This window comes from Rubritalea profundi (assembly GCF_002954445.1).
GTDB classification, from domain to species: Bacteria; Verrucomicrobiota; Verrucomicrobiia; order Verrucomicrobiales; family Akkermansiaceae; genus Rubritalea; species Rubritalea profundi.
The window spans coordinates 1183988-1194714 of record NZ_MQWA01000001.1 but is presented as its reverse complement, the minus strand read 5'-3'; the positions used below and the strand labels follow the sequence as shown (position 1 = coordinate 1194714).

General features: G+C 50.9%; 9 protein-coding genes. 2 read left to right on the top strand and 7 right to left on the bottom strand.

Annotated elements, in window-relative coordinates:
- Positions 1-112: 112 nt before the first annotated feature.
- Positions 113-1093, bottom strand: coding sequence for a tRNA preQ1(34) S-adenosylmethionine ribosyltransferase-isomerase QueA (queA, locus tag BSZ32_RS05155; protein WP_105042442.1), 981 nt, complete (start codon positions 1091-1093; stop codon positions 113-115).
- Between the two features lie 42 nt (positions 1094-1135).
- Here queA and BSZ32_RS05150 point away from each other — a divergent pair, with 42 nt between their 5' ends.
- Positions 1136-3280, top strand: coding sequence for a glycosyltransferase (locus BSZ32_RS05150; RefSeq protein WP_105042441.1), 2145 nt, complete (start codon positions 1136-1138; stop codon positions 3278-3280).
- 288 nt (positions 3281-3568) lie between these two features.
- Here BSZ32_RS05150 and pyk read toward each other — a convergent pair whose 3' ends face one another.
- The 3 genes from pyk to uppS form a co-directional block, all read right to left on the bottom strand.
- Positions 3569-4969: a pyruvate kinase gene (gene pyk / locus BSZ32_RS05145; RefSeq protein ID WP_105042440.1), complete on the bottom strand. Its 1401-nt coding sequence runs from the start codon at positions 4967-4969 to the stop codon at positions 3569-3571.
- Positions 4970-5094: 125 nt separating this feature from the next.
- On the bottom strand, positions 5095-6453 hold the full coding sequence (locus BSZ32_RS20015) for a sigma-54-dependent transcriptional regulator (RefSeq protein WP_105042439.1): 1359 nt from the start codon (positions 6451-6453) through the stop codon (positions 5095-5097).
- A 47-nt stretch (positions 6454-6500) separates the two neighbouring features.
- Positions 6501-7226, bottom strand: coding sequence for an undecaprenyl pyrophosphate synthase (gene uppS / locus BSZ32_RS05135; protein ID WP_105042438.1), 726 nt, complete (start codon positions 7224-7226; stop codon positions 6501-6503).
- Between the two features lie 119 nt (positions 7227-7345).
- Between uppS and glpK the strand changes: the two genes are divergently transcribed.
- Positions 7346-8809, top strand: coding sequence for a glycerol kinase GlpK (glpK, locus tag BSZ32_RS05130; RefSeq protein WP_105042437.1), 1464 nt, complete (start codon positions 7346-7348; stop codon positions 8807-8809).
- A gap of 18 nt (positions 8810-8827) precedes the next feature.
- Here the strand turns inward: glpK and BSZ32_RS05125 are convergent, their stop codons facing one another.
- From BSZ32_RS05125 to prfB, 3 genes are all read right to left on the bottom strand, one after another.
- A complete protein-coding gene (locus tag BSZ32_RS05125) occupies positions 8828-9175 on the bottom strand; it encodes a histidine triad nucleotide-binding protein (RefSeq protein WP_105042436.1) in 348 nt (115 codons plus the stop codon).
- Positions 9176-9178: 3 nt separating this feature from the next.
- Positions 9179-9469 (bottom strand): putative quinol monooxygenase, encoded by a 291-nt coding sequence (locus BSZ32_RS05120; protein WP_105042435.1) that lies wholly within the window; start codon positions 9467-9469, stop codon positions 9179-9181.
- A gap of 14 nt (positions 9470-9483) precedes the next feature.
- Positions 9484-10615 (bottom strand): peptide chain release factor 2 gene (gene prfB / locus BSZ32_RS05115; protein ID WP_206018726.1). Its coding sequence is split into 2 segments (ribosomal slippage): positions 9484-10536 and positions 10538-10615, totalling 1131 coding nucleotides; the frame shifts between segments, so codons are not numbered across the junction.
- Positions 10616-10727 lie beyond the last annotated feature (112 nt).

The following is a 10727-nucleotide window of genomic DNA, read 5'->3' as shown; positions in this document are numbered from 1 at the left end:
AAGTAAGTAATAGATTTTAGTGGGAGGAATGCACTTTATCGAGATTGATCGGTAGTAAATATTTCTAGTAAGTCAAAGTCAATGGAATTTTTGGTGTCTCGGAATGTTACTCCTAAAGAATGAGCATGCAGTCGCCGTAGCTGTAAAATCTGTATTCGTTTTTTACTGCTTCTTTGTAGGCTTTGAGAGTGAGTTTCTTTCCAGCGAAGGCGCTAACAAGCATGATGAGTGTGCTCTTAGGGAGGTGGAAGTTGGTGAGGAGGCGGTCGACTACTTTAAATTCAAAGCCAGGATAAATAAAGATGTCGGTTTCGCCTTTGCTCTCTCCGAGCGTGTTCGACTCTCGGCCGAGACTTTCAAGCACGCGGGTGCAGGTGGTGCCTACAGCAGTGACGCGTTTTGCTTGGTTGATGCGGTCAGCTGTGTCGTGGCTGACTGAATAGCGCTCGGAGTGCATCTCGTGGTCTTCAATGAGCTCGGCTTTGACTGGGCGGAATGTGCCAATGCCAACGTGGAGGGTAAGGAATGCGTGGTCGATTTCGCTGAGTACTTCAGGAGTGAAGTGGAGGCCAGCCGTGGGGGCGGCGATGGCGCCTTCTTCTTCCGCGAAGACGGTTTGGTAGCGGTCGAGGTCGGCGTGGTCACTATCGCGGCCCATGTAGTGTGGGAGGGCGAGTGATCCGTGTTGGTGGATGTCGACAAATTTATCCCATTGAATGAGGCGGTTTCCATTTTCTAGGATTTCAATGACGGTGCCAATGGCGTCACCGACTTCGACGGTTCGGCCCGGCTTCATTTTCTTGCCAGGTCTGACCATGCATTGCCAGAGTTGTGGGCTAGGGCGATCGGTGACGACGAGCTCGATCGCCTTGTCATTAGAGAAGACGCGGGCGGGGATGACTTTGGTGTTGTTGAGCACTAGCAGGTCATCTGGGGTGAAATACTCGTGGATGTCCGAGAATTGACGGTGTTCAATTTTTCCCGAGTCGCGGTGAATGACGAGCATGCGAGATCCAACACGGTCCACAAGAGGTCTATTGGCAATGAGTTCCTCAGGAAGGTGGAAGTCAAAGTCATCGGTGCGTAAGCTCATGGATTGGTTGGAACCTAGATTTGCTGAAGATTCAATATTGAAGTGTGCGCATCTGGCTTTAGTGTCGAGCTTGTGCAGGCGACTGGGGTAAAAAGAATTGAGGTAGATGGTAAGTTTTTCCGCTGCGAGGGTGCACGTGTCTACTTACGCAGTGTTACCTATGGGCCATTTCCTGAGCCGCAGCCGAACCATGGCGCTGAGTTATTGCGGGTGCGGTCTGCTGGTTTCAATGCGATCCGGATTTACCAATCTCCAAGCGTGGCATTGCTAGATGCCGCTGAGGCGGCAGGAGTATGGGTTTTTGTCGGCTTCAGTTGGAGCTGGGAACGCGTTTTCCTTGGGGCGAATCAGATTTTTGAGCAAGCTAAGTTGGATATTCGTCAGGAACTTATGAGTTGGGGTGGGCATCCAGCGGTGGCTGGGTGTTATATAGCGAATGAGGTGAAGCCGGATTTGGCGCGCTGGATGGGTGTGGAGGAGGTCCGTTTGGCTTTAGAAGAATTGATCGACTGGGTGAAAGGTTTGGCGCCTCATTTGTTGGTTGCGTATGCGAGTTACCCAAGCTCGGAATACCTAGAACCTGGCAATGCGGATTTCACCGCGATGAATGTCTATCTGGAGAGGCCTGAGGATTATATGAGTTACCTGCGACGGCTGCATCATCTAGCAGGAGATCGGCCGGTTGTGATCTCAGAGTTTGGTGTGGATTCTTTAAGCCATGGAGAAATGGAGCAATCTAGAATACTCGAGTGGGCCGCGCGCATAACGCAACAAGAGGGACTGGCCGGCTGGACCTGTTTCGCTTGGTCTGATCGCTGGCAAAATGGTGGGAGATCAGTTCAAGACTGGGCCTTCGGATTGATAAATAACGAAGGAGCGGCTAAACCCGCGCTGGAATTAGTGGGCCGCGACTGGAAGCCTGATTTCCTCCTGCCTAAAATTTCGGTCATTATTTGTGTCTACAATGGTGTTGACCGGATTGGCCATGCTTTGGAGTCGTTGAGGGTGCTGAACTACCCTGACTATGAAGTGATCGTTGTGGACGATGGGTCTACTGATGGGACCTTGGAGTTGGTGTCGGAGTATTCGGAGGTGCGATTGATTGCTAGTGAGCACGCTGGTTTAAGTGTGGCTAGAAATGTGGGTGCGGCCGCAGCCACTGGAGCTATTTTGTCCTACACTGACGACGATTGTACGGTGGATCCCGATTATTTATTCTGGTTGTCTAAAGCCTATGCTGAGAATGATTGGGGCGCCTGTGGTGGGCCAAATATACCTCCTGTTGCTGAGTCTGAAGATGAGGCTGTGGTGGCTAGTGCGCCTGGGGCGCCAAGTCATGTGATGATCGATGATGTTGAGGCCGAGCATATTCCTGGTTGTCACTTGAGTGTTCGGGCTGAGGTTTTTGCAGCAATTGGTGGTTTTCGTGCTCAATACCGCGTAGCGGGCGATGATGTGGATTTCTGCTGGAGGTTGAGAGATGCTGGCTACAAGATTGGCTTTCACGGTGCGTCTTTCGTGTGGCATAGGAGAAGAGCCACTCTCATGGGGTATTTCCGGCAACAGTGGGGGTACGGGAAAGCTGAGGCTCTATTGATGCGCGATCACCCAGAGAGGTTCTCTAGAAGTGGTGGAGCGCGTTGGGAAGGCTGTGTTTATACTGGGGCTGCCAAAGGCGGTGGATCTGGAACTGTCATATATCACGGGCCATCGGGCTTGGCTGGCTATCAAATTTTCTGGAATTACATGATGCCCCAGAGACGTGTGCATCCGTTATTTATTTCTGCTAGAGTAAGTCTTAAACTCACTCTGGCAAACTTGGTGCAGCCCCTTGTGCGTGGGGCTGCGCGTTGGAAATATGGTCGGAAAACGGCTCGAAGTTTACCTAGACGCCTGGCTGAGAAGTCAACTAGAGCAAAGCGTGAGAAAGGTTTTGTTCTGGAGGTCACTCTGCCTCTGCGTGAGGGGGAATACCGTCCAGTTGTTTTAAGCTTACTTGCCTCTGAAGGCTGGCTGTGTACCGGTGCGTTTGAGGCGTGGGACTTGATGAAGGGAGATTCTTTGGTGCTGATAGTAAGCGAGTTGATTGGTCAAAATCAGTGGTGTGTTAGAGTTCGGTTCCTTGCTCCGCTTTGCGATCATCATGAGCTTGAGGTGACTCTTTTGAGAGGCTTGGATCGCGTGTAATAGTGTGTTGGTTCCATTTTTAAACCGAACAAAAATGTTTTATTACTGGGGCATAATAGGAACTTTGCGTTAGGTTTTGTTGGGGGACGTGGCTCTGTATGTATTTACTGAGCCTGATTATGCTATCGTTGCTGCGTTGGCTGTACCAATAGCCATTCTATTCAGTAACTGGTGGCGATTCGTTATGCGATCAATGCATCACGAGCTTGATGAGTATATATTAGAACACAAAAAAGCTCCGGCCAGCATGGCTGAACGGAGCTTTGAAAATGTATGGGCTAATCTAGCTTACGCGTAAATTACGAGGATTGAGTCAATCATCTTGTTCTTACGAAGTGTGTCAGAAAGAACAACGAGTGGTGTGCCTTCTTTAACGATTTTGTTCTTCGTTAGGAACTCAATAGCATGGTTGATGGTGTCAAGTGGCTCCTCGTAGAACGGTAGAACGTATGGTTCAATACCACGTGCGAGTGAAAGCTTACGGCATGTAGCCGCTTCGGGAGCAAAAGCGTGGATGCACGCTTCTGGACGAAGAAGTGCAGCCTGAGTGGGCATGCGGCCAGCATTTGTGAAGACTACGAGCTCCGCGCCTTCGAGGGAGTCTGCTAGCTTAGTAGCTGCGAGAATGACCTTCTGTTTGTCTGTGGTGAGGACTGCGAGCTTGCCGTTGCCGATAGCGCCAGAGCGCTCAGTGCGCATAGCGATGCGGTCGAGAGTCTCAACACAACGTACTGGGTACTCACCGGTAGCAGTCTCACCAGAAAGCATGATGGCGTCAGCTTCTTCGTACACAGCATTGGCAACGTCTGTTACTTCTGCGCGTGTTGGAGTCGGGTTGACGATCATTGACTCAAGCATGTGAGTAGCAACGATAACGCGGCGACCGAGTTCGTGACAACGACGCGTGATGTGGCGCTGGATGATTGGAAGTTCTTCGACGTGTACTTCGATACCGAGGTCACCACGAGCGATCATGATGATGTCAGATGCTATGATGATGTCGTCGATGTTCTTGATCGCTTCTTGGTCTTCTACCTTAGAAACGAGCTGAGCGTTGCCGCCGAGCTTCTTCATTTCTGAGCGAAGTTCGTTGACGTGTGCTGCGTCGCGAACAAATGAGCCGGCGATGTAGTCAGCTTCACACTCTACTGCGAGCTTGAGATCGTAATGGTCCTTCTCAGTAAGTGCTGGAAGATTGAGGCGTGTGCCGGGAAGGTTGATGTGGCGACGGTTGCCGACTTCACCTGCTGTGAGAACTTCGCAGATAAGGTTGTCAGCATTCTTCTCTTCAATACGCATAAGCATTATGCCGTTGTCTACTACGAGTGTTGCTCCAGCAGAAACGTCGTCCATCATGCCTTCGTAGTTCACTGTTGTAGAGAACGGGATAGTCGCAGGTACGGACTGGCGGCGGATTTCGAATTTGTCGCCGACCTTAAGGATGAATGGCTCGTCGAGGTCTCCAGTACGAATGGATGGGCCTTGAAGGTCAAAAAGGATGCCGACGTGCTTGTTACGGTTATCGGAGATTTCGCGGATGAATTTAACGAGCTCGCGGCACTTATCGTGCTGAGCGTGGCTCATGTTCATGCGGAAGACGTTGACGCCTGCGTCGATGAGTTCAGCAATAGCTTCATAAGAGAAAGTTGCTGGCCCAAGTGTTGAAATGATACTTGTTTTTCGGAACATGGTGGTGAATTAGTTGTGCAACAAAGATGTATTCAGGGTTGCGGATTTCTTACCGAGAAGGCGCGACCATAATCCTTTTTTATGAGCTGGCAAGTCTCGGGTTTGGATAGTTGCCAGTGGAGTTGTTAAGTTGTAGGGAATTCGCCTATTCCTAGTAATTTTGCCGCAGTGTCTTTGTTGCCACCACTGCGTTTCAGGCTGTAGCGCATGAGTTCATCATAAAGATGAATGTCATCATTCTCTTCAGAGAAGTTAAACAGTTTGTCTAAAAGCTGTGTGATTTCGCTGTTGGAGCGCAGAGTCCGACCTATCGGGATGTCGGAGGCTAGTAGAACGTCCGAGGTGGCGAGTGCGGTAGCGCGCGCCATTGTATTTTCTAATTCACGGACATTACCTGGCCATTTGTGCTCTTGGAGTACTGCGATGGCTTCACCTGATAGACGGATGCGAGCCATACCATTTTTCTTGGTGATTTTTCTGAGGAAAAATTCGGCTAAAAGTGGAATGTCCTCTAGACGGTCACGGAGTGGAGGTATGCGGAGTTCTACCACATTGAGTCGGTAGTAGAGGTCCTCGCGGAATCGCCCTTCTCTTACTTCTTGGGTTAGATCTTTGTTAGTGGCTGCTACAATTCTAACGTCGCTGCTGAGAACCTCATTGCCACCGACGCGTGAGAAGGTGCCTTCCTGGAGTACGCGTAGGAGCTTTACTTGGACGGGAAGGGGCATGTCACCGATTTCATCTAGAAAGAGCGTGCCGTTGTCGCACTGTTCGAACCGGCCAGCACGTCTGGCAGCTGCTCCTGTGAATGAGCCTTTTTCATGACCGAAGAGTTCGCTCTCTAGCAGGTTCTCGGGGATGGCGCCGCAGTTAAGTGCTACCATTTCATTTTTGCGACGAGGACTGTACTCGTGTACAGCATTAGCAACGAGCTCTTTGCCGGTGCCGCTTTCGCCATAGATGAGGACTGGAGCATCGGTGCGTGCGACGCGCCCGACGGTTTTGAAAATGTCTTGGAATGCTCTCGAAATTCCAATGACCTGCAAGCGTCCTCCAGCATCTGGCATTACTTGTTTGTGTTCGCCTGCGGTACGGCGGCCTTCAATGACTTGCCAGGCGCTTTCTACCACACTGCGCAGTTCGAAAACAAGTGACTCCTTGCGTAATATGTCGTGGGCTCCCTGTTGTGTGGCTTTGATGACCTGAGCTGTGCCGGGGAAGCTCGCAGTGATGATGACTATGGTGTCGGGGTAGGAGGCTTTTAGCTGGCCTAGTAGCTCAATTCCATCAATCGGCGTGAGCACAATATCAGCGATGACGAGATCGACGGTCGTTTTATCGCAGATTTTGAGAGCATTGTCTGCGTTGTCGCAACGTAGGATGCGGATGCCCTCTGCCTCAAGCTGTTTAGTAGCCCATTCAAGGTAATCGAGATCAGGATCTACGAGGAGCAGCGTGCGCTCGGCGGTGGCTTCGGAAGACATATGTTGGTGGGGTCTCAGCAGTTACTGTAGTCGCTGCTGGGGATGGGTTAAATTGCTCCAAATCGGCGATGGCGACTATGAAAATGTGTGACAGCATCGTAGAGATCACTTTCTGCAAAGTCTGGCCAGAATTTGTCTAGGATGACTATTTCTGAATAACTGAGCTGCCATAGCAAGAAGTTAGAGAGGCGAAGTTCGCCTGAGGTGCGGATCAGGAGGTCTGGATCTGGCTGGTCCGCAGTGTAGAGATGATCGGAAATAGTGCAGTTGTCTATGTCATCGATGGAGATTTCTCCAGTTGCCACTTTTTGTGCGATCGATTTTGTCGCGTCGACAATTTCTTCTCGCGAGCCGTATGAGAGGGCTAGGTTGAGAGTGAGAGCTGTGTTATCAGCTGTCGTCTCAATCGCCTTATCTAGCTGGATGCGCGTTTTTTCTGGGAGCATGTCGGTGCGACCAATTGCATTGAGGCGCACGTTTTGCTTCATCATTTCCTTTGTTTTTTCCTTCAAGAAACGCTCTAGCAGTTGCATCAGAGCTTTGACTTCCGATTCTGGGCGTTTCCAGTTTTCGGAAGAAAAGGCATAAAGAGTGAGGTATTTGACGCCGAGGTTCTTACAGGTCTCGACGGTGCGTCTGACGGATTCTGCGCCCGCTCTGTGGCCAGCAATTCTGGGTAAGCCCCGTTGTTTGGCCCAACGACCATTACCGTCCATGATGATGGCAATGTGTTCTGGAGCGCTGAGCTCGGAAGCTGTTTGTTTCTTACTCATTCGGTGGAATGTGTTTTGCACTGTTGTGGAATAGATTGCAAGTGTGGGGACTTATTTCTCTTTAGAGAACCTAAGCGTGTACTTGCCATCTGACGAAAAGTGTTTGTAGTATACTACTTATGCCTCGATTTGTGCTTTCACTGGACCAAGGGACGACTAGTTCGCGCGCGATTCTCTTCAACCACCAAGGAGAGATTGTGGCGAGCAGCCAACAAGAAATTACCCAGCATTTCCCACAGTCGGGTTGGGTCGAGCACGATGCTGAGGAGATTTGGCAAACCCAACAGCAGACAATAGTAGATGTGCTGGAGCAAGCCCAGCTCATGGAGTCTGACATTGCAGCCATTGGAATCACTAACCAGCGCGAGACCGTTGTGGTGTGGGATAGGAAGACTGGAGTGCCATTGATGAACGCTATCGTCTGGCAGGATCGGAGGACCGCAGATCAATGTAGGCAGCTTAAAGATGCAGGTTTTGAATCAGCAATTCACTCGATCACCGGTCTTAAAATCGATCCATATTTTTCAGCGACGAAAGTACAATGGGTTCTCGACCAGGTGGAGGGAGCGCGAGCAAGAGCGGAAGCTGGGGAACTTTGCATGGGAACTATTGATAGCTGGTTGATCTGGAAGCTCACTGATGGCAAGCAACATATCACTGATGCGACGAATGCTAGCCGGACATTATTGTGTAATATCCATACCGGGGAATGGGATAATGCCTTGTTAGAGAAATTCATGATCCCTCGATCCATGTTGCCTAGTATAGTGGATAGTAGCGGTGTGGTGGGACAATGGCGAGGAGTTCCGATTGCTGGCATTGCTGGGGACCAGCAGGCGGCACTCTTTGGCCAAGCTTGCTACTCGCCTGGTCTTGCTAAAAACACCTACGGCACTGGATGTTTCCTTTTACTCAATACTGGTGATCGCGTGGTGCGTTCGAGCAATCAATTGCTCTCGACTATTGCGCTGCAGATCAATGGGGTGCGCGAGTACGCGCTGGAGGGATCGGTTTTTGTTGGAGGTTCACTGTTCCAATGGCTGCGCGATGGCTTACAGATCTTTGACGATGTGAAGGAATTGGATGCTCTGGCTGCCACAGTGGAAGACTCAGGAGGCGTGGTCATCGTCCCCGCTCTAGCGGGATTGGGAGCTCCGCACTGGGACCCTTTTGCACGAGGATTAATCACCGGGATTAGTAGAGGGACGACCAAGGCGCATATTTGCCGAGCAGCATTGGAAGCTGTTAGTTTTCAGTCCGTTGAATTGGTGGAGTGCATGCAACGTGACGCCTCGACCCATTTAGAGGAGCTGCGTGTGGATGGGGGGGCGAGCACGAGTGACCTCCTTATGCAGATCCAGTCAGACCTGATGGATTGTGAAATAGTACGGCCAGAGGTGACCGAAACAACTGCCTTCGGAGCGGCTGCGTTAGCGGGGCTCGCTGTAGGATTCTGGAAGTCCAAGGAAGAGTTAGCTCGAATATGGAAGGAAGAAAAGCGTTTCACCCCTCAGCTGAGCGAGGAGAAAAGACGGCAAATGCGCGCGGCATGGGACACCGCCGTCGAGAAAGCTAAAAGCTGAGTAGACTTCTAGCTATGTCTAACCAGGTGGCCAAAGCATTTGGCGGCCGGCTAGGATGTGGAGATGGAGGTGGGGGACTGCTTCTCCTCCATCTTTGCCGTTGTTGATGACGGTGCGGAAGCCTGACTCGGAGATGCCTTCTTGCTGAGCTACTTTTTGTGCTGTGAGCAGAAGGTGACCGAGTGTGGCTTGGTCTTCGATGGATGCGTCAGCAATCCTAACAATACGCTTCTTTGGGACGACGAGGAGGTGGGTTGGCGCCTGCGGGGCAATATCGTGAAAGCAAATGCAGATGTCGTCCTCGTAGACGATGTCTGCAGGGATTTCACGGTCGATGATCATTTCAAAGATTGTTTTATCGGACATGGCTTAGGCTAATTTATCGAGTAGGCTAATGACGACGTTTTCGAGATGTGAATCTACAGCTACGAGGCCAGCTTGGATGTGGTCTGATGCGAGGTGCTCATCGAGAGCTTCCTTGTTGGTCCAAGTCTCATAGAAGACGAAGTGGGCAGGGTTTTCGCGATCTTGATGGAGGTCATATCTGAGGCAGCCGGATTCGGCCCGTGTCGGTGAAATGAACTTGAGTAACTCCGCTTTGACTAGCTCGATGGAATCTGGCTTTGCCGTGATGGAGGCACTGAGGTAGAGGTCTGACATAATGCTGTGGGTTGTTAGTCTTCGATTTTCTCGCCTTTTTTCTTACCTTTAAGTTTGGCTTCGATGAAGGCGTCGAGGTCGCCATCCATGACGGCGGAAATGTTGGCGGTTTCTTCGCCGGTGCGGAGGTCTTTGATCATTTGGTAGGGTTGGAAGACGTAGGAGCGGATTTGGCTACCCCAGCCGATGTCCCCTTTTTCTCCGTACTCGCGCTCCGCGGTGTCTTTTTGTTTGTCTTCCTCTATCTGGTAGAGTTTGGCTTTGAGTAGCTCTAGAGCGAGTTCGCGGTTGCGCAGCTGTGAGCGTTCTTGGGTACAGCGAATGATGATGCCTGTAGGTTTGTGCTTGAGGATTACGGCTGTTTCTACCTTGTTGACGTTCTGTCCACCAGCTCCACCGGAGCGGGCTGTTTGGATGTCAATGTCTGCAGGGTTGAGGTCGATCTCGATGTCGGTGTTCATTTCAGGTGTGACATCGATAGAGCTGAACGAGGTGTGGCGTTTGCCAGCTGAGTCGAATGGTGAGATGCGGACGAGGCGATGGACGCCGCGTTCATTTTTCAAATAACCGTATGCGTATTCGCCTTCGACCTTGATGGTGGCGCTGGAAATGCCAGCTCCATCACCCTCCGCGTAGTCTACAGAAGTCACGGTGTAGCCTTTGCTTTCTGACCAGCGGGAGTACATGCGTAGTAACATGGCTGCCCAGTCACAGGCTTCCGTGCCACCCGCGCCAGAGTTGATGGTGACGTAGCAGCTAGATGAATCGTTAGGTTTGTCTAACAACACGAGTAGCTCGAAGGATTCGAGTTGTTTGCTGATCTCTGTAAATTCAGATGCAGCTTCCTGTGCCGCGTCTGCGTCCTCATACTCTTTGGCTAAGGAGATGATCTCTTTGAGATCAGCTAGGCGTTTCTCCAATTTGAGAAATGGATGGAGTTTGCGTTTGATTGTGTTGGCTTGGCCGACGATTTGCTGTGCTTTTGTAGCATCGTTCCAGAACGAGCCATCTTCCATCTGGCAGTCAAATTTTGAAAGTTCCGCTTCTAGAGCAGGGATGTCAAAGGTACCTCCTGAGTGCAGACAGACGGCTCTGAATAGAGCCGGTGTCGACCGCCAGGAGGTCAGCGTTATAAGGTTCAGACATGTGCTGTTTCTGCTACGCTAGAGCAGAATATTCAAGGACGAAGAATTAGAGGTCTCCTGGGAAGGGCGAGGCTCTGATGCGAAGTTCGACTTCTTCGGCTGAATATTAACCC